At 39.8% G+C, this 25,423-nt stretch carries 19 protein-coding genes and 1 riboswitch; of the genes, 7 read left to right on the top strand and 12 right to left on the bottom strand.

What is annotated here, in order from left to right; genetic code table 11:
- Window positions 1-24 precede the first annotated feature (24 nt).
- Window positions 25-972, top strand: a complete 948-nt coding sequence (gene yddG, locus BO26_RS04635) for an aromatic amino acid DMT transporter YddG (RefSeq protein ID WP_276525098.1) — start codon at window positions 25-27, stop codon at window positions 970-972.
- 368 nt (window positions 973-1,340) lie between these two features.
- Here the strand turns inward: yddG and yidA are convergent, their stop codons facing one another.
- Window positions 1,341-2,147, bottom strand: a complete 807-nt coding sequence (gene yidA, locus BO26_RS04630) for a sugar-phosphatase (protein WP_036769290.1) — start codon at window positions 2,145-2,147, stop codon at window positions 1,341-1,343.
- 86 nt (window positions 2,148-2,233) lie between these two features.
- Window positions 2,234-2,617 (bottom strand): helix-turn-helix domain-containing protein, encoded by a 384-nt coding sequence (locus tag BO26_RS04625; RefSeq protein ID WP_036769288.1) that lies wholly within the window; start codon window positions 2,615-2,617, stop codon window positions 2,234-2,236.
- Window positions 2,618-2,932: 315 nt separating this feature from the next.
- On the opposite strand from BO26_RS04625, the gene mgrB reads away from it, so the two are divergent.
- On the top strand, window positions 2,933-3,076 hold the full coding sequence (gene mgrB, locus BO26_RS24430) for a PhoP/PhoQ regulatory lipoprotein MgrB (RefSeq protein WP_081861843.1): 144 nt from the start codon (window positions 2,933-2,935) through the stop codon (window positions 3,074-3,076).
- Between the two features lie 297 nt (window positions 3,077-3,373).
- On the top strand, window positions 3,374-4,753 hold the full coding sequence (locus tag BO26_RS04620) for an amino acid permease (protein WP_036769285.1): 1,380 nt from the start codon (window positions 3,374-3,376) through the stop codon (window positions 4,751-4,753).
- 65 nt (window positions 4,754-4,818) lie between these two features.
- Here BO26_RS04620 and pagP read toward each other — a convergent pair whose 3' ends face one another.
- Complete coding sequence (pagP, locus tag BO26_RS04615) at window positions 4,819-5,442, bottom strand: lipid IV(A) palmitoyltransferase PagP (RefSeq protein ID WP_036769283.1); 624 nt, start codon at window positions 5,440-5,442, stop codon at window positions 4,819-4,821.
- 602 nt (window positions 5,443-6,044) lie between these two features.
- On the opposite strand from pagP, the gene cspE reads away from it, so the two are divergent.
- Both cspE and thiD read left to right on the top strand, forming a co-directional pair.
- On the top strand, window positions 6,045-6,254 hold the full coding sequence (gene cspE / locus BO26_RS04610; RefSeq protein ID WP_015833897.1) for a transcription antiterminator/RNA stability regulator CspE: 210 nt from the start codon (window positions 6,045-6,047) through the stop codon (window positions 6,252-6,254).
- Window positions 6,255-6,369: 115 nt separating this feature from the next.
- Window positions 6,370-6,462: riboswitch (TPP riboswitch) on the top strand.
- Between the two features lie 42 nt (window positions 6,463-6,504).
- Window positions 6,505-7,305, top strand: a complete 801-nt coding sequence (thiD, locus tag BO26_RS04605; RefSeq protein ID WP_036769281.1) for a bifunctional hydroxymethylpyrimidine kinase/phosphomethylpyrimidine kinase — start codon at window positions 6,505-6,507, stop codon at window positions 7,303-7,305.
- A gap of 268 nt (window positions 7,306-7,573) precedes the next feature.
- On the opposite strand, the gene fbaB is transcribed toward thiD, so the two are convergent.
- Complete coding sequence (fbaB, locus tag BO26_RS04600; protein ID WP_036769278.1) at window positions 7,574-8,623, bottom strand: class I fructose-bisphosphate aldolase; 1,050 nt, start codon at window positions 8,621-8,623, stop codon at window positions 7,574-7,576.
- A 794-nt stretch (window positions 8,624-9,417) separates the two neighbouring features.
- Between fbaB and BO26_RS21500 the strand changes: the two genes are divergently transcribed.
- A complete protein-coding gene (locus BO26_RS21500; RefSeq protein WP_051690874.1) occupies window positions 9,418-10,506 on the top strand; it encodes a beta family protein in 1,089 nt (362 codons plus the stop codon).
- A 34-nt stretch (window positions 10,507-10,540) separates the two neighbouring features.
- On the opposite strand, the gene BO26_RS04590 is transcribed toward BO26_RS21500, so the two are convergent.
- The 8 genes from BO26_RS04590 to BO26_RS04555 form a co-directional block, all read right to left on the bottom strand.
- Window positions 10,541-11,368 carry a sce7726 family protein gene (locus tag BO26_RS04590; RefSeq protein WP_036769276.1) on the bottom strand — a complete coding sequence of 276 codons (828 nt, stop codon included), beginning with the start codon at window positions 11,366-11,368 and terminating at the stop codon, window positions 10,541-10,543.
- 1,449 nt (window positions 11,369-12,817) lie between these two features.
- A complete protein-coding gene (trhP, locus tag BO26_RS04585; protein WP_036769274.1) occupies window positions 12,818-14,185 on the bottom strand; it encodes a prephenate-dependent tRNA uridine(34) hydroxylase TrhP in 1,368 nt (455 codons plus the stop codon).
- Between the two features lie 196 nt (window positions 14,186-14,381).
- Window positions 14,382-14,726, bottom strand: a complete 345-nt coding sequence (locus tag BO26_RS04580) for a YegP family protein (RefSeq protein WP_036769271.1) — start codon at window positions 14,724-14,726, stop codon at window positions 14,382-14,384.
- Window positions 14,727-14,823: 97 nt separating this feature from the next.
- Window positions 14,824-15,528 carry an envelope stress response regulator BaeR gene (baeR, locus tag BO26_RS04575; RefSeq protein ID WP_036769269.1) on the bottom strand — a complete coding sequence of 235 codons (705 nt, stop codon included), beginning with the start codon at window positions 15,526-15,528 and terminating at the stop codon, window positions 14,824-14,826.
- Window positions 15,525-16,913, bottom strand: a complete 1,389-nt coding sequence (gene baeS, locus BO26_RS04570; RefSeq protein ID WP_036769267.1) for an envelope stress sensor histidine kinase BaeS — start codon at window positions 16,911-16,913, stop codon at window positions 15,525-15,527. Before baeS ends, baeR begins: the two co-directional genes overlap by 4 nt.
- A complete protein-coding gene (gene mdtC / locus BO26_RS04565; protein WP_036769265.1) occupies window positions 16,910-19,993 on the bottom strand; it encodes a multidrug efflux RND transporter permease subunit MdtC in 3,084 nt (1,027 codons plus the stop codon). The genes baeS and mdtC overlap by 4 nt, the downstream gene beginning before the upstream one ends.
- A complete protein-coding gene (locus BO26_RS04560; protein WP_036769263.1) occupies window positions 19,990-23,136 on the bottom strand; it encodes an MdtB/MuxB family multidrug efflux RND transporter permease subunit in 3,147 nt (1,048 codons plus the stop codon). Before BO26_RS04560 ends, mdtC begins: the two co-directional genes overlap by 4 nt.
- Complete coding sequence (locus BO26_RS04555; RefSeq protein ID WP_036769261.1) at window positions 23,136-24,359, bottom strand: MdtA/MuxA family multidrug efflux RND transporter periplasmic adaptor subunit; 1,224 nt, start codon at window positions 24,357-24,359, stop codon at window positions 23,136-23,138. Before BO26_RS04555 ends, BO26_RS04560 begins: the two co-directional genes overlap by 1 nt.
- A 306-nt stretch (window positions 24,360-24,665) precedes the next feature.
- On the opposite strand from BO26_RS04555, the gene BO26_RS04550 reads away from it, so the two are divergent.
- Window positions 24,666-25,244: a nucleoside hydrolase gene (locus BO26_RS04550; protein WP_338049093.1), complete on the top strand. Its 579-nt coding sequence runs from the start codon at window positions 24,666-24,668 to the stop codon at window positions 25,242-25,244.
- Window positions 25,245-25,423: the final 179 nt, after the last annotated feature.

Genomic DNA, 25,423 nt, shown 5'->3' with positions numbered 1-25,423 from the left:
TTGGAATAGATTCTGAGTATGGAGATGAATGTGAAGGCAGGGATTGGACAACAAAAAGCTACGGTATATGGAATATTGGCGATTGTACTGTGGAGTGCAATCGTTGGTTTGATAAGGAGTATTAGTGAAAGTTTTGGGCCTATAGGTGGTGCAGCTCTTATTTATACTGTTGGCTCAATTTTTTTGGTTCTGCTAATAGGTTTGCCAAAAATCAGCGCTTTTCCTAAAGCCTATTTATGGCTTGGAAGTCTGTTATTTGTCAGTTATGAAATTTGTTTATCACTCGCATTAGGTTTTGCCAATAATCGTGTTCAGGCAATTGAATTAGGCATGGTTAATTACCTGTGGCCGGGTTTTACAGTCTTATTATCAGTCATTGTTAATAAGCAGAAAGTGAACTGGTGGTTATATCCCGGCTTATTGTTGTCTATTTTGGGGATCAGTTGGGTGATGAGTGGTGACAATAGCTGGTCATTCAGGCAAATGATGGAGAATATCCAGAGTAATCCATTAAGCTATGGATTGGCTTTTGCTGGTGCAATTATTTGGGCGATGTATTGTAACATTACAAAAATAATGTCGGAGGGTAAAAATGGCATGTCGTTGTTTTTTATCCTAACGGCTTTGGCATTATGGATTCAATACTTCTTCACTTCTCCTCCTGAAATGGTGATAACTCTTCGTAGTGTTAGTATGTTATTGTTTGCTGGAGCGGTTATTGGTGTCGCGAATGCTGCATGGACAGTGGCGATAATTAGGGGGCATGTTGCATTATTGGCGACGTTATCTTATTTCACGCCAATTATATCTACCGCTTTTTCATCATTGTTACTTAGCACAGCGCTTTCTTTTTCGTTTTGGCAGGGGGTGCTAATGGTTACGGTGGGGGCAATTATTTGCTGGTTAGCAATTATACCCTATGGATTTCAAGATGCATCGCGGCGGCAAGGGAGCGAATCCCCGGGAGCATAGATAACGATGTGACCGGGGTGAGTGAGTGCAGCCAACAAAGAAGCAACTTGAAAGATGACGGGTATATACCCAATAGATTTCAAGTTGCAGTGCGGCGGCAAGAGAACGCATCCCCAGGAGCATAGATAACTATGTGACTGGGGTAAGTGAACGCAGCCAACAAAGCAGCAGCTTGAAAGATGAAGGGTATAGAACTAAATAGTTCTTGTGAGTTGTAACATTATTTTGTTTTCAAGATCGAAATATCAGGGAGGGTAATGAGGTGGGAAATTCTTAAAATATAAGAATAACTAAACGAAATTTTTCCGTTTAGTCATCTAATTTAAAATAATTATCAGTGGATTTTTTGTTTTATAAAATAAACCACTTTATAGGAATTTATTTATAGCTATTGCTACTCCATCTTGTTCATTTGTTGCGGTAATAAATTGAGCGATATTTTTAACACTTTGTTCCGCATTCCCCATTGCAACACCCACACCGGCGAATTCGATCATAGCTAAGTCATTATTGTGATCACCGATACACATAATTTTATCTCTGGTGATACCCAGATGATCAGCGATGACTTTGACCGCCGTGCCTTTGTTGGCTTCTTTACTGAGAATTTCTAGAAAATAGGGGCTGCTTTGCATCAACGTATAGTGCTCATAAGCATCTGCTGGGATGAAATTGATAGCATCACTGAGGATATTGGGATGATCTATCATCATTAATTTAGTGAAACACATTTCTTTGTCCATTTCATCAACAGGGCAATAAATTAAAGGTGTGTCGGTGAGGAAGGCTTCTCTAACGGTATATGGACTGATATCACGGTTGGCCGTATATATTCTATTAAATTCTAAAGCATGAAGATGAACGCCTATTTCACGGGAAAGCGACTCAAAAAACAGATAGTCTTTAAAATCCAATAAATTTTCTAACAAATGTTCACCGTCATTTGCCTGATGGACAACACTGCCATTGCTACTGATGCAGTAATTGTCCGTTTCGTTTAGTTCTAATTCCTGTAAGTATCGCTGGATGCCAGTAAAAGGCCGGCCAGAAGCTAGAACAATATGAATTCCCTGTTTTCTGGCATGATGAATAGCTTGCTTAACTGGGGGAGTGATCTGATGACTTTCGTTCAGTAAAGTGCCATCAAGATCAATGGCGATCAATTTTATTGACATTTCTCTCTCCTGAAAGCCTGATTAGGTACCGCTACTTTGTTGTATAATTGCTCGCTTACAAGGCATTTCTTTTCCTGATGATCGTGTCATGAGCAGCTATTGGCGAAATGAAGAGGGAGTTTTACCTCAAGTTCAATATCTGGAGTCTGCCGGAAATCATAAGGTGTTATGCCATATTCTTTGCGGAACATGTAAGTGAAATGAGACTGTGAACCAAAGCCAAAATCCAGGGCGATATCGAAAATAGATAAAGAGCTGTTTCTTAAGAGATGAACAGCACCAGCCAGACGTCGTTGGCGGATATATTTGCCAAGCGAAATTCCGGTAATATCCTTGAATATCTTCTGCATATGCCAAAGCGAATAGCCTGAGTAAGCTGCCAATTCTTCCAGGTGGATAACCCGGCCAAGGTGATTCTCAATCCATTTGCTGAGAGCGTATACAAGTGCTAAGTGATTATCCTGTGGCATTAACAATTTCGTTCTGGTTGAAAGTGAAAGAAGTATACACAACTTTTTTTAAATATGACAAAGCGTTGGCATAGTGAGCCAGATTGTAACTAAATGTGACAATTGATTTTTTTGTTCCAGAGAATAGAATCCCTATAATTCAGTATTTGTTTAATTTGTTCCGACACATTTACTGGTATGACATGTTGCTAGAGTGATTTCTCCACAACAGAAGCACAGGATGGATACTTTTCTTATTTTCATTATTGTAAAATATAATTTCTTGAATTTATTCTTATGTGTATTGAGTGCTAACTAAGCTTAAGGAATATAGAATTGGGCATAAAAAAAACCATTGCAATCTTAGTATTACTTGGAATATGTCTGTTCTTATACCTGCTGGCTTTGGACCGCTACTGTGATCAGGGTGAAAAGTTTGATTCAGGTATCTGTTTTGTGACCCGATATCTTCCTTTCTGATTAGTTGTTAATACTCATCAGCCATTCTCCCTTGCTGTATCTGTGCTAACATATATGTTTAGTATCCACCTTCTATAAGGCAAGTGTTTTGTCTGCTTTGAGCAAAGCAGATATACCCAATAGATTTCAAATTGCATCGCGACGGCAAGGGAGCGAATCCCCGGGAGCATAGATAACTCTGTGACCGGGGTGAGTGAGTGCAGCCAACAAGAAGGCAACTTGAAAGATAACGGCTATAAATGGGAATCGGTTGTTTTCCCACTCATAACAAAATAAAAGTTGCAGCAAGAGGACAAGATGGCAGGACAATCGCAGCAATCAACACTTAAACGCGGTTTAAAAAACCGACATATTCAGCTTATTGCCTTAGGGGGAGCTGTTGGGACTGGGTTGTTTCTCGGTATTGCACAAACCATAAAAATGGCAGGTCCCTCCGTACTTTTAGGATACTCGGTTGCAGGTTTTATCGCATTTCTGATTATGCGTCAGCTAGGAGAGATGGTTGTTGAAGAACCTGTAGCTGGATCGTTTAGCCATTTTGCATATAAATATTGGGGAGATTTTCCCGGTTTCTTATCGGGATGGAATTACTGGGCAATGTTTACTCTGGTCGGAATGGCAGAATTAACGGCTGTTGGAATGTATATTCATTACTGGTGGCCTGATATTCCGACTTGGGTATCTGCGATGGTATTCTTTGTTTTAATCAATAGCGTAAATTTAATTAACGTTCGATTATATGGTGAAACAGAATTTTGGTTTGCAATCATTAAAGTTGCTGCAATTATCTGTATGATTGTTTTTGGGGCTTATCTATTAATCAGTGGTAAGGGTGGCCCACAGGCCAGTATCACCAATCTTTGGCAATACGGTGGTTTTATGCCTAATGGGGCTTCTGGTCTTATTATGGCAATGGCGGTACTGATGTTCTCTTTTGGTGGTTTGGAATTGGTTGGTGTTACTGCAGCTGAAGCAGAGAATCCGCGAATCAGTATTCCTAAAGCAACCAACCAGGTGGTATATAGGATATTAATTTTCTATATCGGCTCTCTGACGGTGTTATTGTCGCTTTATCCGTGGAGTAATGTTATTGAAGGTGAAAGCCCATTTGTTATGATTTTTCATAACCTGGATAGTTTCTGGGTGGCGAATATTCTGAATATTGTTGTCCTGACTGCTGCATTATCTGTTTATAACAGCGGCGTATATTGTAACAGCCGTATGCTGTATGGTTTAGCAAAACAGGGTAACGCGCCTAAAATTTTAACAAAAGTTAATAGGAGTGGAGTTCCGGTCAGGGCTATCGTGATGTCTGCATTAGCAACCTCGATTGGTGTATTAATTAACTATGTGATGCCAGGCAAAGCGCTTGAATTATTGATGGCGCTGGTGGTCACAACGCTGGTTATTAACTGGGTCATGATTTGTATGGCTCATTTAAAATTCCGGGCCCAGAAAGTTAAAGAGGGTGTAGAACCATCGTTTAAGGCATTCTGGTACCCATTTAGTAATTATCTGTGTCTGGTTTTCCTGGCCTTTATTCTGGTCATTATTTTGATGACAGAAAGTATCCGTATTTCAGTCATTCTGATGCCATTTTGGGTGGGTGTCTTATGGATTGGGTTTATGACATCTCGTTCCCAGCGGAATAAATTGAAGACAATGAATCAGGGGTGATTGATACCCGGATTATCACTATCAAACACCAGACTTATATCAGTCTGGTGTTTTTACTTTTTACGTTACCACTGCCAGCGTAGCCAGGCGAAGAATACGTTACCATTATTATATGTGCCTGGAATGTAGGTACCCTGAAATGACAGTCGATCATATTCCACAGAGAACAATGGTAATGGGAGTGGAATAGGAACATAGTAATAATCGTGGCGAGCTGTAACACTCAGAGTAAAACCAACCCCCAGCCGGAAGCCGTCTAAATCACCGGGTATCCACATTTTCTGAAATCCATAGCCAACGATAGGTTCCAGACGGTTATGAGAATCCATAAAAGCCATTGCATAGAGAGAATGCCAATCATTGTCTTTGTCGTAACGGTATTTACCATAACCGAAGCCCCAGGGACGTTCATTATATTTGTCGGTCTTGTCTTTATCGTAGGTATATCTGTTATGCCAGGTAATTACCGGAAGATAAAATTCATTGTTGGGCGCATCCCAGGTGAGGGCAACATTATTGTTGAATGTTGTCCACAAACTATCTGAATGGTTGTTATAACCCGTTGATGTGTGGGTTGCTGTCATTGCTGATGATTTGCTGGAGGTATCTGCTGTGGTTGCAAGTACAGCCCCTGATGAGACTAAAAGGGTTATTGATAGTGTATAAGCTGTGGTCAAATCGAACTTCATTATTTATTGCTCCAATTTCCCGGCGACATAAATTGGGGGGATTCCTTCACGTCATATAAAATATGACAAACATCTAAATTCGGGAATTCTACTCTTGCTATTCTCAATAAAAGTTAAACGAAAAATGAATATTAAGATGTTATATGTATTAAATGGCTATATTTAATACTTATATTTTAGCTGACGAATATTAGGAGGGGGTTGATTCTTTCTTTCATTTAAAAAGAGGCGTTTAGAGCCGATAGACATAGCTTAGATATAAAAATGCTAATAATAAAATCAGCAAAATAAATTAAGATTATTTATGTTATCCGCGGTTTCGTTGAGTGGATAAACTGTAAGCTAATTAGGGTAACCTTGGGTTTTCAAATTTTTGCAGTTATGTTAAACAATAATTGTTGTTAAGAATTTTAAATATGTGCGTTAGCTCCATAGCTGATAAAAAATGGCTTGCCATCATATTAAGAATATGTGATAAATCGTTCCGGTAAACGAGGTACGGTTCTGTTATATGGTTCTGTTAATAGCAGCACTTTCTCTGGTTTTTATGTTGCGCCAAAAATGGCGAATTAGAATTAAGTGATCCAAAGGAAATTCTTAAAATGGCAAAAATCACTGGTACTGTAAAGTGGTTCAACGAATCTAAAGGTTTTGGTTTTATTACTCCAGCTGATGGCAGCAAAGATGTGTTTGTACACTTTAGCGCTATTCAGAGCGATGGTTTTAAAACCCTGGCGGAAGGTCAAAAAGTTGAGTTTGAAATTCAGGATGGCCAGAAAGGTCCTTCTGCGGCAAATGTCACTACAGCATAACTTCTTTTTGTCGATCGTTTTTGATTGACAGAGTAAATTTTGTTGTCTGACTGATTTTTTATTGGCAGCAATGACATACTGATATCACCCTGTTAGTTATCTGATAGGGTGTTTTTGTTTTGACTCGGGGCGCTCTTAATTGAGCTGAGATGAACCCGTAATACCTGATCTGGATAATGCCAGCGTAGGGAAGTCATAGTGTCTTCTTCCTGATACCTGCTTTATCTTTTACTGGCTGGAAGGAGTATCTATAGTGAGAATTAATGCACTGACAATTGCTGGCACTGATCCTAGTGGTGGTGCTGGTATTCAGGCTGATTTGAAAACGTTTTCTGCGCTTGGGGCTTATGGCACAACAGTAATGACAGCCCTTGTTGCACAAAATACTCGTGGTGTACAGTCTGTCTACGATATAGATCCCGCTTTCGTTGCCGCCCAGCTGGAGTCTGTGTTGTCAGATATCAGAATTGATAGTGCTAAAATTGGCATGTTATCTAATGCGGCTAATGTTGCAGTAGTTGCAGATACAATAAGCCATTATTCAATTCCTTATATTGTATTGGATACAGTAATGGTTGCGAAAAGTGGAGATCCGCTTCTAGCGCCGGAAGCAGTTTCCTTAGTTGTTGAACAATTATTACCTAAGGTTTCGTTGATTACGCCAAACTTGCCAGAAGCCGCAGCTCTGCTGAAATGTTCGGTTGCAAAAACTGAAGCGGAGATGCAAAAGCAGGGGCGTGAATTGTTATCATTGGGATGTGATGCGGTTCTACTGAAAGGCGGTCATCTTACAAATGATGAAAGCCCTGACTGGCTATTTACGGGTAATGGGGAATGGCGTTTTACTGCTCTCAGAATTAACACACGTCATACTCATGGCACGGGGTGTACTCTTTCCGCTGCATTAGCTGCTTTGCGTCCATGTTATTCAGATTGGCAGACGACGATTCCTGTTGCCAAATCTTATCTCCAGACTGCGTTAGAGCGTGCGGATTCTCTTGAAGTAGGTAAAGGGATTGGACCTGTACATCATTTTCATCAGTGGTGGTGAGAATAACCGCTGAATGATGTTTTGCTAATTTGGATAAGGAGGTGATAACGAGCAAGATGTCTTCGCTAGCTAGTAAGTATTATGGCTCAGAATTTATAGCGTTTTGATCATCCGTTCGTTATCACTATCATCTATACCCTCTGGATTTCAAGATGGATCGCGACGGCAAGGGAGCGAATCCCCGGGCGCATAGATAACGATGTGACCGGGGTGAGTGCAGTCAACAAAGAGGCAACTTGAAAGATAACAGGTATATAAAAAAGCCTTATTAAGCTATGGTAACTTGATTATCCAGATAAACATCTTGGACGGCATTAATTAGCTCAATACCCTCTTTCATAGATTTTTTGAAAGCCTTACGACCAAGAATCAATCCCATGCCACCCGCGCGTTTATTGATTACTGCAGTACGAACCGAATCACTCAGATCATTATTACCAGATGCACCACCTGAGTTAATAAGGCCAGCACGACCCATATAGCAGTTAGCTATCTGATAACGCACCAGATCGATAGGATGATCAGTGGTCAAATTGGCATAAACGCGTTTATCTGTATGACCAAAACCAATAGCGGTATAGCCACCATTATTTTCAGCCATCTTCTGCTTAACGATATCTGCGCCGATAGTGGTTGCCAAATGGTTAGCTTGGCCTGTTAAGTCTGCACTGGCGTGATAATCCACTCCATCTTTTTTGAAAGCAGAATTACGCAGGTAGGCCCACAGGACTGTCACCATTCCCAATTCATGCGCCCGTTCAAAAGCCGCTGAAATTTCCTCAATTTGACGTCGTGATTCGATAGAGCCAAAGTAAATAGTTGCACCAACGGCTACGGCACCCATATCAAACGCCTGTTCAACACTGGCATATAAAGTCTGATCATATTGAGCAGGATAACTCAGTGTTTCATTGTGATTCAGTTTGACCAAAAAAGGGATTTTATGGGCATAACGGCGGGAAACTGAGGATAACACGCCATAAGTAGAGGCTACGCAGTTACAACCTGCTTCAATAGCCAGTTCAACAATATTTTTCGGATCGAAATAAAGTGGGTTAGTGGCAAAAGAAGCGGCGGCAGAATGTTCTACACCTTGATCCACCGGTAAAATAGATAAATAACCAGTACCTGCGAGACGACCATGATTAAACAGTGTCTGCATGGAGCGCAGAACCGTATTTGGTCGATTATTGTCGATCATTACTCGATCAACAAAATCGGAGCCTGGTAGATAAAGATTTTCACTCGGAATGGTACTGCAACGGTGTTGCAATAAACTGTCTGCATCTTTGCCTAACAACTTAGCGATATCAGTCATGACTTACTCCAGCTCTTGAAAGATGCTATTGATTGTCATTTATCCTTTTTAAAATAACAAGTTGTATTCTAAGGGAAAGGGGAGTGGATCGCTTCAGGTGGGGGGGTATAAGTGAAATTTATTACCTGAAAAGTAGTGATTCAATATAAGAGATAAGAGAGGCATTACTATATTTCAAGTGATATTTAGTGGTTAAAGTTTAAAGTATTTATCTGTTGGATTGTTTTCTTTTAAAAACTTGCATTAATTATAAATCTTTTAGATTAATTAATTTGATTTTTATATGATGTTAATAGCATCTGTTTATTGTTTTAAAAATCTATAATTATTAATTATAATATGTGATTGTCTTTATATTGGGTAATGGTCTCCATGTTTGTGATTCTTGTCACAAGAAGTAATTTACAGATATAAAAGTTATAGCAAAGTTGAGAAGACAATGCGATAAATAAACGGGTTTTTATTTAAGTTCATTGGGTTTTATTTATATTGAAGATTTTTAGTGTAGTTAATACGATAGCAATTATTATTAGTTTGCTGGGTATGGCTATATTTAGAATGTTTTCTACCTGATAAATAGGATAAGGATGAAATAATTTGGTTTTTATCATAATCTTATTAACTAATTGAAATTTAATATAATATTTAACGAGTTATAAAGTAGATGAATTGTTTTACGCGGATTAATAATTATTTATTATCTTAATCCTATTAAATAATACCTCAAGTTTCTTGAGGAGAATGTGATTTGATGAATTTTTATATCAATATTCGATATCCTAAAGGAGTCTAAAATGAAAAAATTTTCGGACTATAGGTACTTCCCATCTATAAGAACCAGACAATCTGAGTTGGAAGGCGTTAGTAATATCGGTGAATCGACAAAAAGTAAGTTTTTACCGGTTGTGTCTTTGACAAAGCTCAAAGGTGGACAGGATGCTGATTCAGCTATTGATAAATGGTTTGATTCTTTTAATAATGAATCAATTATAGAAATATCACATGATCCAGTTTTAAAATGTATCGATTCAGATTCATTGTATTTATCTGATAAACATTGTAGTAATTGGATTGATTTTTTAAAAAATCAGAAAGAAAAATATAATAAAATTATTCCCGCAGCGATTTTCCATAAGGATTTGGGGAAACGGGATTATGTTAAGCAGCTTGAGAAGTTAGAATCTTATTTTGGTAGATTTGTAGTTAAAATTAATCCGTTAAAGTCGCATGAGTTACTGGCTGCGATAACGGCAGCATCAATAGTTGACGATATAAGTAATGTATTATTTATATTGGATGTGGGGCAAATAAATAGCTCTCATCAAGATCTATGTTTAGATGCAACTATTAGCGGAATTAATATGCTTAGGGATATTGATCCTAGAATAGAGATCGTTAGTTCTGGTACCAGTTTTCCACGTACATTTGCTGAATATGGTAAAGAAAGTGGAGCTATTAGCATGTTGGAGTGGCAAAACTATCTTGCAATAGGTGGTGAAAAAATTGCTTTATATGGAGATGCAGCAAGTATCCACGGAGAATTTTATCCAGGAAGTTACGCGAAGTTCGTTGCGCGAATAGATTATCCTACACCAGGAGTTTGGCGCTTTGAGCGTCGCTCTGGTAGTGAACAGAGAGATGAATTATATCAATTAGCAGCAAGAGATATTGTTACAGATGAGGGATGGGATGATTCATTGGCAGTTTGGGGGACAGAAATTATTAAATCTGTTAGTGAAGGTAATGTGAGTGGTTTTAAGTCACCATCTAAATGGATTTCGGTACGAGTAAATTTACATATAGAAAGAATGATTAGGTTTATAGAAGATGATGTATTGTCTCATATCAATGATGATACAGATGAATATAATTTTGTTGAATAGTAATATATTGCTATGATTTTTTGCAATTGCCTCTTTAAGAGGCAATTTTATTTCTTGGAATAATATAAATAGGAGTATGAGATTTAATACCTATAAGTGATAAATTTTTCGATATATCTATAGCATAGGAATTTATGGGTTTTTGATAAACTGAAATATCAATATGTTTAAGTTCTTCATCTTTGTTAACTTTATTAATATTCCTTTTGATTTTATTATTGCTTAGTAATGAAACATTTTCAGCAGAAGTTGAATTAGAATTCTTATTGTTTATGAAATTTTCAAAAGAAAGTTTATATTTTATTTTTAAATAATTTATTGTGAAATTCCTTTTCTTCTCAATTGAGATTTTTTTTGTCAAGTTATATATGTTTTCTCTTATCTCAGAGGGATGACATCTATAACCATTTTTTCTGACGAATTTAACGATTTCTTTTTTTTCGACAAAGGACAAAATGAAATTATCTTCAGAAATTTTGCATGTATGTCCGCGTCTCTTTTTTATAAAAGAGTTAATTGTTCCACTATTGTTTTTCTTAATTTCTAATATTTCAATATCTGTGGGTAGAATTGATAAGGCTTTCTCAGTAAACTTTGGTGCACAAACTAAGGTTACTTTATCAAAATAGAGTCTGTATGTAGATATTTGTCCTTCAAGTCTGGCTAGACTGTCAGAGTCACTTTTAATTTCATATGCATGGAGCTTACCATTTACAACTGCGAGATCAACGCGTCTGCTGAAATTTGCAATAGGGAGTTCATTGATTAATACTGCATTATCGTTTAATTCGTCTCGTTCTATTAACCAATCAATAAGAGCTGCCTTTATACTATCTTCTTTTTTTATAGATAAACTAGCCATTTTATAGTCCAATTGATATTGTAATAAGTTCTATTGATTATATGCGCTTTATGATGAAATGCAATATATCTTGATTTCATTTTAGTGAATTCTGTAATGTTATTTGTTGATTTTTGAGTGTTTATATAAATATAACAGGCAATTCATTATTATATAAATAAAATTTCTATTTTAGTAAATGATTTATTATTTTATATCACTATATATGATAAATAGATCTTTCGGCTATTTATGTTTTTAAAGTTATATAATTCTACAGGGAACCATTAATGTGGTTATTTGTTCTTTTTTAAAGATAACCATAATGGCAATAGTAATTGTTCTAAATTTTTAACTATATTCTGTATTTTTTAATAAATTAATTGATTGATAAGTGCATAAGTGCAGTTTGATTTTGTCACAGATAGAAAATTTCTCGCTGTTTTTTTATTGCAAATGTTGAGATTGAGTTTTATTTTATTCACCAAAAATAATTTCACTGTTACATTGATTTCTTGTTAGTTCTTTTGCGAGTAGCATTCCATAAAATCATGTTTTTCTTATATAGGCTATTGAGTTTGATAGTGAAGTTGAATATTTGTTGTTATTACTCATTTGACTAACCTTTTTTGAATATTATTATCAGGTAATATTTCTCATTTTGAAGCTAATGTAAGAATGTTTTTCTACTGTCCTTTGATTTTCTGGTCAATTTTTTATTGTAGCGTTAAGATAAATATTAATTTTATCCTCTTGGAATGCGGGATAGTACTTACAGCTAATTGATGTTTTATGAATTGATTATCTCTATTTTCCCTGTTCAAGTTGTGGATATGTAAGACAGTAAAAATTCTGTGCTAAATCAATTGGGATAGGGTAATGATAGTCAGCTAGCTAATTCAGGGATTTTTGTTGTCTGTGAATCAGCAGCCTGATGTGAGTGTGGATAACGAGAATAATCAGGTAAATGTTGAACTAATAGTTTTAACAATAAGTAAATTGTAATTATCTTATTTCATAATTTTCACCTAATCGATTTTATCAAATCGTATAATATTTGGTCTAAATATGATGGATTTTCTGAATTATTGAATAGTGAAAAATTTTAATTACATTTCTTTGGATAGTGTGATATTTCAGTAACTATAAATATTTTCTTATTAATGCAAGGGGTATCGAAAACATATTAATACAAAGATTTATTAATTTAATAGTTAAGTTAATCTATTTAATTAATCATGTAAATGAATTCTACAACTTGTTGATTTTATTCTCATGGGATAAAAAGAAAAGGCCAGCTCAAGGGAGATTGAGCCGGCCAAGGAGGTGGTTCCTAGTCTTACTGTAATACTTTTTTAGTTTTTTATTTTTCGTCAGCAATACTACGGTAAATAAAATAGTATTGATGTGATCTGTTTCTAAAAAAAGAAATATACCATCATCAAGATGGTATATTGATGATTATTTGTCTTAATCTCGGTTCACATGAGGGAATTGAGAATTAATACCATTTAGATTACGAATTAATAAGGCGTAATTAATATCAATTTGTTTAGGAATTGATAAATAGACAATATATCCATCACCAGGGGCAACTTCCATTGGCTGACCTTTTTTATCCTGCATAGCTTCCAGAGTGAACTGGATATTGCCTGATGGTGTCATTAATTCGAGACTGTCTCCGATTATGAATTTATTTTTGACAGCAACCTCAGCTAATCCGTTGACTCGTTTACCAGTAAATTCACCAACAAATTGCTGTGTATCCGATACCGAATAGCCGTATTCATAAGTCTGATAGGTATCATGGGTATGACGGCGTAGAAATCCTTCGGTATATCCACGGTGAGCAAGCCCTTCCAGGGTTGTTAGCAAGGTTGGATTAAAAGGCTTTCCTGCTACAGCATCATCAATAGCCCTGCGATACACTTGTGCTGTGCGGGCGCAGTAATAGAAAGATTTTGTGCGTCCTTCAATTTTTAAAGAGTGAACGCCCATTTTGGTTAATCTTTCAACGTGTTCAATTGCGCGTAAGTCTTTAGAATTCATGATGTAAGTACCATGTTCATCTTCAAAAGCAGACATATATTCGCCTTGACGCTTCATATCTTCGAAGGTAAATACTTTATCTGTTGGTGCACCTTTTCCTAATGTCGGCTCGATATTTTTTGCCGGTATCGGTTCGTGTATATGCACAATATTACCAATATCATCTTCTTTACCTTCCTGAACGTTGTATTCCCAGCGGCAGGCATTAGTACATGTTCCCTGATTTGGGTCACGCTTGTTAATATAACCGGATAGCAGGCAGCGACCGGAATAGGCCATGCACAGTGCGCCATGTACGAAAACTTCCAGCTCCATATCAGGGACATGTTGGCGAATCTCGTTAATTTCATCTAGCGAAAGTTCACGGGAAAGAATGACTCTGGTTAGTCCCATTTGTTGCCAGAATTTTACTGTTGCCCAGTTGACTGCATTAGCCTGAACGGAAAGATGGATTTCTATTTCAGGGAAAGCCTCACGAACCATCATAATGAGTCCGGGATCCGACATAATCAAGGCATCAGGTCCCATTTCAACGACAGGTTTCAGATCACGGATAAAGGTTTTCAGTTTGGCATTGTGCGGAGCAATATTAACTACAACGTAAAAGCGTTTACCAAGTTCGTGGGCTTCTTTAATGCCTTGTGCCAGATTTTCGTGATTGAATTCATTATTACGAACGCGGAGGCTATAACGTGGTTGACCGGCATATACTGCGTCCGCACCATAAGCAAAGGCATAGCGCATATTTTTCAGTGAGCCGGCAGGGGAAAGTAATTCTGGAGTAAACATATTTAAAAAATTCTCGATCTGAATTCAAGGCAGTTTTCACTACAAAAAGTAAGGATAAAGTGAGGATTCTAACGCTTAATCTATTGAGGATACAAATTTATTGGTATGCAGGGTTTGGCTGTGCAGAGCGATAAGGTGCACCTAAAAGCTGAATATTTATTCAAACTGATAAGGTGCATTTCATTATGAAAAGTCGTTACTCTGACTTTGTTAGATCACGAACATTCACACTGGAGCCGTTTTTAACCGCCGACTGAATGCCTTTTTTGGCAGCAATTTCATCATCGTACAACTCGCTTAGCCCGATAACTTGATAATTTCTCGCTTTAAGCACGAAATAAGACTTACCAGATTTGTTTTCTCTAATTTCGAAGTTTTTTTCTTCAGGGGAATTTGCCTGGATAGAACGAATCCCTTTATTCGCTGCTGCCTTTGTAGTGTACATTTCACTGGTGAGAATAACTTCACCGTTCGATGTTTTTAAGTTGAAAAAGTACTGCTTGTTTTTTGTCCTTTTAAGATCATAGTGACCTATAGCCATAGATAATTCCTCCAATTAAAGATGAGTATTTTTAATATAGCTGAATTTCTGACCGGTGAGAGGTTGAGAGAAATTTAATTCAATTAAAGTGTGACAGTTATAACAAACGGCATATATCGGCTTCCCATCGGTAACCAAGCCCATAAATGGAGCGGATGAATGTTTTGTTGCTGTCTAATTGCTCCAATTTGCGACGTAGGTTCTTAATATGGCTATCAATAGTACGGTCTGTAACGATGCGGTAATCGTCATACAGATTATTCAGTAATTGATCGCGGGAAAACACTCGCCCAGGCTGGATCGCCATTGTTTTTAGTAACCGAAATTCAACGGGAGTTAAATCCAATATTTTATCGTGGTAACGTGCCTGAAAGCAGGCCTCATCAATGTGTAAGTCACTTTGCTTGACAATATCCTGAGGTCGGTAACAGCGACGGAGAATGGTTTTCACTCGTGCAACAATTTCACGTGGACTGTACGGTTTACAGATGTAATCATCTGCCCCGATTTCTAACCCCAGTAATCGGTCAATCTCTTCAGTCTTAGCGGTGACCATAATAATAGGTACGTCAGAAAAACAGCGGATTTCACGGCAGACAGATAAGCCATCACAACCTGGAAGCATTAGATCCAGTAATATAATATCTGGATTATGTTGCTGTACGTAAGGAACGACTTCATCACCACGCAATAGCCACTGGGTCTTGTAATCAGCCGCGTTGAGATAATCAACCAGTAATTGGCCAAGCTTTGGCTCATCTTCAACAATTAAAACAGTATGATGTTCAAATTCTGCATTCATAGCGTTTCACAATCAGGAGATTTTATTAGCGGTAATTCTATGTTAATTCTCAGGCCACCTAAAGGTGAAGGCTCAGCACGGATCGTACCATTATGTGCTTCAGTGATGTTATAGCAGATAGCTAGACCAAGCCCTGATCCACCACTGGCGCGGTTTCGTGAGGATTCACTGCGATAGAAACGTTCAAAAACCCGCTGACATTGTTCTGGTAACAGGCCAGGCTCACTGTCCTGCCAGCTCAGTATAAAATGGCTATCATCAGCGTTGCCTTCAATCATCAGTTTTCCATTTTTAGCGGTATAGCGAAGGCTGTTTTCCAGTAAATTATGAAATAGTTGAGTCAATCTGTCTGGATCAGCAAACATTATGACAATGTCAGGTAGCTTAACATCCACCTGAATTTGCTTATCAATAAAACGTCCACGGTAAGATGCTATGGCAACCTCAAGTGATTCACTGATATTGATAAATTCTTTCCGATATGCCAACGCCCCACGATCTGACAGAGATAGCTGGTGCAAATCATCAACGAGTTTGGTTAATGTGGTGATTTCTGCCAGTAACGAATTCAATGTTTCAGGTGTTGGTTTGCGCACACCGTCTTGTAAAGCTTCCAATTCACCCCGTAATACAGAAAGAGGAGTGCGCAGTTCATGGGAAATATCTGCCATATAATCGCGGCGCATTTGCTCATTTTTTTCCAGTGTACAGGCGAGTTGGTTGAAATTATAGGCAAGCTGACCGATTTCATCTCTACTTGATGATGTAACTCGGGCACTAAAATCGCCTGCTGCTAGTTTATGCGTTCCTTCAACCAGGCGCTTAACGGGTTTCAGCATACCGCGGGACAACAGTAATGTGGCTATGATTGCCAGTAAGGTAGATAAGCCAGCAATTATCCAGCTTGTCAGTTGTTGCTGGCGATCAAAACTGATATCAGCCTGGCGGGTAATTTTGTCAGACGTACTGACAATGACCCATCCAACTATCTGATTATTATAGTTAATTGGTTCGTGATAGGTATCTGATGGAATTTTACCTTCATGACCGACCAATAATTTCATATCTCTGTCCACGACCCAAAACTGAGTTCGCCAGCCACGGGGCGGTGGACCTTGGTGGCTTTCACTGGTTTGTTCAATGGAACGGATGATTTGAAAAATTATCCGATTATTCTGCTTTAAGAATTTCCAGCTACCATATTGTTGATATTGTTCAGCGAGTGCTTCAGCCAGCATAGAAGTACGTAACTGAATATTTTGTTTGATATAACCAATAAAACCATGTTGAAAGCTGCTTCTGACACCCCAGTGCATGGTGATAAGTACCAGCATACAAGTGGCAAAAATAGCTATAAATAGTTTCCCGCTGATACCTGGTTTCATGGTTGCCCCGCAGTTTGGGTGACACGCCGTTGTTGCCACTTTTCTCTTAATCGATCAAAACAGAGATAGACCACCGGTGTGGTATATAACGTCAAAAGCTGGCTCATGACCAGGCCACCAACAATAGTAATGCCTAATGGTTGGCGCAGCTCCGAACCATCGCCATTGCTCAACACTAATGGCAGGGCACCAAACAGGGCTGCAAGTGTCGTCATTAGAATTGGGCGGAAACGTAACAGGCTAGCCTGGAATATCGCATCACGGGCGCAGATATTGCCGTTACGTTGAGCTTCAATGGCAAAATCCACCATAATAATGGCATTTTTTTTCACGATACCAATTAACAACATGATGCCTATTAAGGCTATCAGGCTGAATGGAGTGTTAAATAGTTCTAATGCCAACAAAGCACCAATACCGGCAGAAGGCAAAGTAGAGAGAATGGTCAGTGGGTGGATATAACTTTCATACAATATTCCTAACACCAGATAAACGGTGATAACCGCAGCCAGAATCAGGAATAACTGTGATTTCGCTGTTTCTTGAAAAATTTGAGCCGTGCCTGCAAAAGTGCTGCGAACAGTTGGAGGCACACCAAGTTCAGTGATGGTCCTTTCAATAGCATTGATAGCATCGGAAAGGGTATAACCTTCTGGTACGTTAAAGGAAATGGTAGAAGCAGCAGAAAGCCCCTGATGATTCACACTTAGCGGCGCATTAGCGGGTTGCCAGTGAGCAAAATAGGAAAGTGGAATGGCCTCTCCTTTATTGTTAATCATAAACATTTTTTCCAATGCGCTAACATCTTGCGTATATTCCGGGGCAACTTCCATGACGACTTTGTACTGATTTAGAGGCTGATAAATAGTCGATATTTGTCGTTGACCAAAAGCGTTATTCAATAAACTATTTGCTTCACTGACATTAATTCCCAGCTGTGACATGGTATCGCGGTTATAGGTTATTGCCATTTCAGCACCCTTGTCTTCTTTGTCCGAATTCACATCGGCTAGCTGGGGTAATTGCCCTAATGCTTTACGGATAACAGGTTCCCATTTGCGTAGATCATTGAGGTCATCTGCCAGTAATGTAAACTGGTAACTTGCATTACTTTGACGACCACCTGCCATGATGTCTTGTACTGGAATGAGAAACAGATTTGCCCCCGGCTCATTAGCTAGTTTGATTCTCAGGCGTGAAATAACTTGTTCTGCGCTGTTTGAACGTTCTTTTAGCGGCTTCAAAGAGATAAACATAAAACCTCTGTTTACCTGCCCGCCGCCAGTAAAACCAGTAACGCTGTCTACCGCAGGGTCGGCATTGATTATCTGCATAAAATTTTTCATTTTTTCACGCATAGACTGGAAAGAGATACTTTGATCTGCTCGGACGAATCCTAACAATCGGCCAGTATCCTGTTCCGGGAAGAAAGTTTTTGGAATATTGATATAGAGCCAGACATTTAGGGCGATAGTGCCCGCCAGAATTAATAGCACCCAGCGACTATGATTGAGCACCCATGTCAGGGAGCGTCCATAACCTTGCTGAATTTTTAGCAGGACTTTACCAAACCCGCGGATTTTTTTCTGTGCTTTGATGCGTTGGGATTTCAGCAAGTGAGCACACATCATTGGAGTCAATGTTAAAGAGACCAACAATGAGATACTGATTGCTGTTGTTAGCGTAATAGCAAATTCACGGAACAGCCGACCAACCAACCCATCCATGAGCAGAAGAGGTATAAAGACCGCGACCAGCGAAATGCTCATGGAAAGGACGGTAAAGCCGACTTCTTGAACACCACGTAGCGCCGCTTGCATAGGCTTAATGCCTGCTTCAAGGTGGCGGGAAATGTTCTCCAATACCACAATAGCATCATCGACTACGAATCCTGTTGCAATCGTCAATGCCATCAGGGAAAGGTTGTTAAGGCTAAAACCGCACAAATACATGGCGGTAAAAGTTCCAATGAGTGAAACAGGTACGGCAATCGCTGGGATTAATGTTGCCCGGCCAGAACGCAGGAACAGGAACACCACCAGAATCACCAGTCCGATAGCAATTACTAGCGCACGCTCTACTTCTGCTAATGAAGCGCGAATGGTTGGAGTGCGATCCTGGGCAACTTTAAGTTGAATAGAGGTGGGGAGGGATTCACGTAATGCAGGTAATTGTTCACGAATACGGTTTACCGTGGCGATGATATTTTCACCAGCTTCACGGCGAATGATGAGTAAAATAGCCGGTTCACCGTCAGACATACCGGCTGCTCTGACATTCTGAACCGAGTCTTTTATATTCGCGACATCTTGTAGTCGCACGGGTGAGCCGTTTTTGTAATGGACGATTATCGGGCGATAACTTTCAGCGGTTTTTAGCTCATCGTTGGTTTGGATCTGCCAGCGTTGTTGATCTGAATCCACATATCCTTGTGGACGGCGGACATTTGCATTGCTGATAGCTTTGCGTACTGCATCTAGAGAAACTCCCTGATTAAACAGAGCGTTAGGATTCAATTCAATCCTCACTGCGGGTAGAGAACTTCCTCCAACAGAAACTTCACTGACCCCTTCGACTTGTGCAATTTTCTGTGCAAGTTGAGTAGATGCTAAATCGTAAAGCTGCCCCTGATTGTAGGTATCAGAAGTCAGTGTCAGGATCATAATGGGGGCATCGGACGGATTGGCTTTGTAGTAACGAGGTCTGCTGTGCATACCGGAAGGTAACATATTTTGGGCGGCATTCAGGGCTGCCTGTACATCCCGTGCGGCGCTATTAATATCACGGCTCAGGTCAAATTCAAGCGTGATATTTGTACTGCCAAGTGAACTATTAGATGTCATCTCATTGACACCGGCAATTCGGCCTAATGCCCGCTCTAGCGGAGTAGCAATAGATGATGCCATTGTTTCCGGTGATGCTCCCGGCAATGAGGCATAAACGGTGATTACCGGGAAATCCATTTGCGGTAAAGGGGAAACTGGCAATAGGGTAAATCCTAATAATCCGCATAGGGTTATAGCTAAACTGAGCAGCGTTGTGGCAACAGGGCGCTGGATAAATAAAGCAAAAAACTTCACCGTAGCTCCTGATTATTAATAGATGAATTGTCTTGCTCGTTAGGTTTGCGATTACGACGATAGTGCGCCAGTTTGTCAAACAGTAAATAGACAACCGGAGTTGTAAACAGTGTCAGGATCTGGCTCATAATCAGTCCACCAACCATGCAAATTCCCAATGGACGGCGTAATTCGGCGCCGACACCGGCACTGAGCATCAATGGTAAGGCACCAAACAACGCGGCCATTGTGGTCATCAGGATCGGACGGAAACGCAATAAACAAGCCTGATAAATCGCTTCATAAGGGGATAACCCCTGTTCGCGTTCTGCGGCCAGAGCAAAGTCGATCATCATGATAGCGTTTTTCTTCACAATACCTATCAGTAGGATAATGCCGATGATTGCAATCACATCCAGTTCTTGACCCGTCATCATTAGTGCTAGCAGTGCACCAACGCCAGCTGTTGGCAGCGTGGAGAGAATCGTTACCGGATGGATAAAACTTTCGTACAGTATTCCCAGCACAATATACATGGCGATAACAGCGGCAGCGATTAGCCACAATGTATTACCGAGTGCGCTTTCAAATGCCAGTGTTGTTCCCTGAAATTTAATCGTCATATCTTTGGGCATTTCAATTAATTGCGCTGCATTGCGAACAGCATTGACTGACTGCTCAAGAGAAGCATTTTCCGAAACGTTAAAAGAAAATGTTGCTGCGGGGAATTGGGCCAGATGGTTAATTGCTAACGGGCCAAATCTTTGTTCAACAGTAGCGATAGTACTGAGTGGTACGATATTGCCATCAGTTCCGTTGAGACGAATGTTATCAAATGCCGCGAGTCCCGGAGTCGATTTCACATCATGCTCTAGAACAATTCGATACTGGTTTGCCTGAGTATAAATGGTTGAAATCAGTCGCTGACCGAACGCATTGTAGAGGGCATTATCTATAGCAGCCATTGAAATACCTAACCGACTAGCAATGTCTCTGTCGACCTTGATATAGGCGATTAGCCCTTGCGCTTGCCAGTCACTGCTGATATCAACCAGTTCTGATCGCTGTTTCAATTCAGTTAATAATTTCGGTACCCATATACTCAATTCATCCAGGGAAGTTGCTTGCAATGTGAACTGATATTGGTTACGTGTAACTTGAGTATCAATTGTCAGATCTTGCATGGGTTGCAAGTAGAGTTTTGCGTCTGGTATGGAAGCAATTTTTTCCTGTAGACGTGGGATAATTTCAGAGATTCTGTCGTTACGTTGGTTAATTGGTTTCAGCGTAATTTGTAGCCGACTGTTATTTAGCGTTGGGTTACTGCCGTCAACGCCGACGAATGTGGTGATATTTTCTACTGCTGGATCTTGCAACAATAAGGATGAAACTTGTTGCTGTTTATCTGCCATTGCAGCGAAGGATATTGATTGTGGAGCTTCCAGAGTTCCCTGAATCAGCCCATTATCTTGTAATGGAAAAAAACCTTTTGGAATAATGACATAGAGCAGGGCTGTTAGCGCTAGTGTACTTAGAGCGATACCAAGTGTGATCTGTGGGTGGTTTAGTGCCTTTTTCAGCCATATTGCATAACCAGCAATTATCCGTTCAAAAAAGTGTTCACTGGCCCGTTCAAAGCGATTGTGCTTTACCTGTGATTCTGATTTGAGCATTCTGGCGCACATCATAGGTGTTAATGTCAGCGAGACGACGGCAGAAATCAGAATTGCAATGGCTAAAGTAATGGCAAACTCACGGAAAAGACGGCCAACGATGTCGCCCATGAAAAATAACGGGATCAACACGGCGATTAAAGAGAAAGTTAGGGAGATAATGGTAAAACCAATTTCACCTGCCCCTTTCAATGCTGCGGCTATCGGTTTCTCACCTTGTTCTATATAACGGGAGATATTCTCGATCACCACAATGGCATCATCCACAACAAACCCAGTGGCAATGGTGAGAGCCATAAGTGTCAGGTTATTAATGGAGAAACCGCAGAAATACATTACGGCGAATGTACCGACCAGTGAAAGGGGAACGGCGATACTAGGAATGAGTGTTGCGATACCGTTACGCAGAAATAGATAAATCACCATAACAACTAGCACAATTGCCAGTAGCAGCTCAAACTGAACATCTTTTACTGAGGCTCGAATAGTCGTTGTGCGGTCAGTCAGGATTTTTATATCGACAGATTTTGGCAAGTTGCTAATGAGTTCCGGTAACATTTGACGAATGTTATCTGTGGTTTCAATGACGTTGACACCCGGCTGGCGCTGAACATTAATCACAATGGCCTGTTTACCATTTGCCCATGCACCTAGTTTGCTATTTTCGGCTCCTTGTTCAATAGTTGCTACATCTTGTAATCGTACTGGTGCGCCATTTTTATAGGCAATAATCAGTTTGCGATAATTATCAACGGATTTTATCTGATCATTGGCTGAAAGCGTGACAGAACGGGTTGGTCCGTCAAGACTGCCTTTGGCTGAGTTAACATTGGCGTTGTTGATGGCGGTACGAATCGTTTCGCTATCTAATCCCTGAGCAGCGACAGTTTGAGCATTCAGTTTCACTCTAACAGCTGGGCGTTGACCGCCGGCGAGTGTCACCAACCCAACACCATTTACCTGTGAAATTTTCTGTGCGACGCGGGTTTCTACCATATCTTGAATCTGAGTCATTGGCATGGCATTGGAGGTTACTGCCAGCGTCAAAATAGGGGGATCAGCGGGGTTAACTTTGTTGTAAATAGGCGGATAGGGCAGGTCATTGGGTAATAAATTGCTGGCAGCGTTAATAGCAGCCTGTACTTCCTGTTCGGCGACATCCAATGGCAATGTAAGTTGAAATTGTAATGTGATAACTGAAGCACCGCCGGAACTTTGGGATGCCATTTGTTTAAGACCTGACATTTGCCCAAGTTGGCGTTCCAATGGGGCGGTTACCGCAGAGGTCATCACATCAGGGCTTGCACCAGGGTAGAATGTGACTACTTGAATTGTGGGATAGTCTACTTCCGGTAAAGCGGACACGGGCAACATGTGATAGCCGATAATTCCTGCTAGTAAGATCGCTACCATAAACAACGTGGTCGCGACGGGACGCAGGATAAATTGGCGAGATGGCCCGCCTCCTGGGATCTGGGCGCTTACCTGCATCAGGAATTCTCCGCCTTGCTATTATGTGGTTGGATTTTCGTTTTATTTACCATCGGAGTAACGATATCCACCTTATCGCCGTCTGTCAGGCGATCGATACCATCGGTAACCACTTTGTCACCTTCTGTCAGGCCAGTGCTGATAACAACGCGTTGGGCATCCTGTAATTTAACCGTGACCAAATGTTTGCTAACTTTGTTATCTTCATCCAGTATCCAAACAAAGTTTCCTTCATTGCTCATTTGCAGCGCGGCACTTGGGATCACGACTGAGTTTTCCAATGTATCGACTTTGATACGAATATTAACGAACTGATTTGGGAACAGAATTTCGTCCTGATTGGAAAATCGCGCTTTGAGCTTAATTGTGCCGGTAGCGGTATCGATTTGATTATCAATACTTAACAGTTTTCCCTCGGCAAGTTGTTGTTGATTACTGCGATCCCATGCACTGACAGCAACGTCATGATTCCTTTTTTGAGCCTGCAAAACCGCATTGATATCGTTTTCAGGTAGTGAAAAGAGCGCATCGACGGGATCAGTTTGTGTAATAACCACAATAGGGGAATTGTTGCCACTGGAGATAAAATTTCCCACATCGATCTGTTTCAGGCCCACTCGGCCAGAAATAGGTGCAGTAATACGGCTGTAAGTGAGTTGAAGTTTTGCATTATCAATGATGGCTTGGTCGACTTTTAGGCTGGCTTCATATTGGCGAACAAGTGCATGCTGATTATCCATTTCTTGCTGGGAAATGAGCTTGGTGTTTGCCAGCTTCTGATAGCGCTTCAGATCCTGACGAGCATTAGCCAGTGTGGCTTGATCTTTGGCAAGTTGGCCTTCAGCTTGTGCTAATTGAACTTGAAACGGACGTGGATCAATTTCTGCCAGTAAATCACCTTGTTTAATTTGTTGACCTTCTTGAAAGTGTAGCGCCATAAGCTGACCCTCTACCCTGCTGGTCACGGTGACTGTCTTTGCCGCTTGAATGGTGCCAAGTCCGGTTAGAAAACGGGGTACCGTCTGTTTTTGGGCAATCGCAGCCTGAACAGGAGGTAAAGGAGGACGCCTTGAGACAGAGGATTGGCCAGATACACTGGATTGTGCATTTTTCGTTTGAGGGGCAGAAGATGTTTTAAATTGGTACCAGACAAATATAGCTGTAGCTACCGTAATGGTGGCTAATATTGTACGGAAAAGGCGGTGTTTATTGTTTTTATTCATTTCTTCGGCATTCTCTCAAAGCTCAAGGTATGACCTGATTTATGTACGGCTGTATTATTGATTTAATCGTATGCTATTAGTTTAGCCAGTGAGGATAGACTAAAAAATGGAGGAAATGTGGAAAATATGTCAAGGAAGCACTTTTTAAGGTAAATTAAGGCATTTTTTGTCATTTTTTTCGAGACGGCTCCAAAAATTGTGTAACTGATGATTGTGTTGCTTTAATTTTTTCGCAATTATTAGAACATATATTTATTTTTTGATAAAGATTCAGGCCAATTATAAAACACTGGTGAAGGAGAAAGGATAGAAATAATCACTTTGGGACCATTGACGAATATAGCAATGGCGGTCTTAAAAGAGCCAGATTTGCATAAGTTTTTCAAAATGATTTATATTATGGTCGGAGCTGGATTGAAAGCTGGGAATATTACACCATTAGCTAAGTTCAATATTTATGTAGATGCTGAAGCAGCACATATAGTATTAAATTCTGGGCTTCCTCTTATATTCTGTGGGTGGGATCTAGGTATGGAGAACGCTTTTATTAATGAACTTGATATAGATAAATTAAACTCTTTAAGTGATCTTGGTCGGTTTGCCGTGAGATGTAATAAGACATTGATTGAATTCAATGCGGGAATAACTAATAAAAAAGGATTTGACCTGCCTGACCTTATAACCATGGCTGTTGCTTTATATCCTAATGAAATGATAGAGGATAAATTAGAAGTGTATGGTTATGTTGAATATCAAAGTACGCGTTCATATGGACATTTAGTTATTGATTCAACTCATCTGCTCAATAATTCTAATAATATGACTGTGGTGACTAAAATTAAAGATGGTGTCTTTAAAAATAAACTATTTACATTGTTATCATAATTTTAATGATATATACCCAATGGATTTCAAGATGCATCGCGACGGCAAGGGAACGAATCCCCGGGCGCATAGGTAACTATGTGACCGGAGTGAGTGTAGCCAACAAAGAAGCAACTTGTCAGATGACTGAATTGTTAACAGGATAAATAATTTAGCAATAAATATTGCGAGATTTTACT

The organism is Photorhabdus australis DSM 17609 (assembly GCF_000711895.1).
Classification (GTDB): Bacteria; Pseudomonadota; Gammaproteobacteria; order Enterobacterales; family Enterobacteriaceae; genus Photorhabdus; species Photorhabdus australis.
Note: the sequence above shows the minus strand (reverse complement) of the source record. Positions and strands in the feature narration are given on the sequence as shown.

What these genes read in the sequence shown, in the direction of transcription:
- yddG (WP_276525098.1), top strand. Translation starts at nt 25, where the DNA reads ATGAATGTGAAGGCAGGGATTGGACAACAAAAAGCTACGGTATATGGA.
- yidA (WP_036769290.1), bottom strand. Translation starts at nt 2,147, where the DNA reads ATGTCAATAAAATTGATCGCCATTGATCTTGATGGCACTTTACTGAAC.
- BO26_RS04625 (WP_036769288.1), bottom strand. Translation starts at nt 2,617, where the DNA reads ATGCCACAGGATAATCACTTAGCACTTGTATACGCTCTCAGCAAATGG.
- BO26_RS04620 (WP_036769285.1), top strand. Translation starts at nt 3,374, where the DNA reads ATGGCAGGACAATCGCAGCAATCAACACTTAAACGCGGTTTAAAAAAC.
- pagP (WP_036769283.1), bottom strand. Translation starts at nt 5,442, where the DNA reads ATGAAGTTCGATTTGACCACAGCTTATACACTATCAATAACCCTTTTA.
- cspE (WP_015833897.1), top strand. Translation starts at nt 6,045, where the DNA reads ATGGCAAAAATCACTGGTACTGTAAAGTGGTTCAACGAATCTAAAGGT.
- fbaB (WP_036769278.1), bottom strand. Translation starts at nt 8,623, where the DNA reads ATGACTGATATCGCTAAGTTGTTAGGCAAAGATGCAGACAGTTTATTG.
- BO26_RS21500 (WP_051690874.1), top strand. Translation starts at nt 9,418, where the DNA reads ATGAAAAAATTTTCGGACTATAGGTACTTCCCATCTATAAGAACCAGA.
- BO26_RS04590 (WP_036769276.1), bottom strand. Translation starts at nt 11,368, where the DNA reads ATGGCTAGTTTATCTATAAAAAAAGAAGATAGTATAAAGGCAGCTCTT.
- trhP (WP_036769274.1), bottom strand. Translation starts at nt 14,185, where the DNA reads ATGTTTACTCCAGAATTACTTTCCCCTGCCGGCTCACTGAAAAATATG.
- BO26_RS04580 (WP_036769271.1), bottom strand. Translation starts at nt 14,726, where the DNA reads ATGGCTATAGGTCACTATGATCTTAAAAGGACAAAAAACAAGCAGTAC.
- baeR (WP_036769269.1), bottom strand. Translation starts at nt 15,528, where the DNA reads ATGAATGCAGAATTTGAACATCATACTGTTTTAATTGTTGAAGATGAG.
- baeS (WP_036769267.1), bottom strand. Translation starts at nt 16,913, where the DNA reads ATGAAACCAGGTATCAGCGGGAAACTATTTATAGCTATTTTTGCCACT.
- BO26_RS04560 (WP_036769263.1), bottom strand. Translation starts at nt 23,136, where the DNA reads ATGCAGGTAAGCGCCCAGATCCCAGGAGGCGGGCCATCTCGCCAATTT.
- BO26_RS04555 (WP_036769261.1), bottom strand. Translation starts at nt 24,359, where the DNA reads ATGAATAAAAACAATAAACACCGCCTTTTCCGTACAATATTAGCCACC.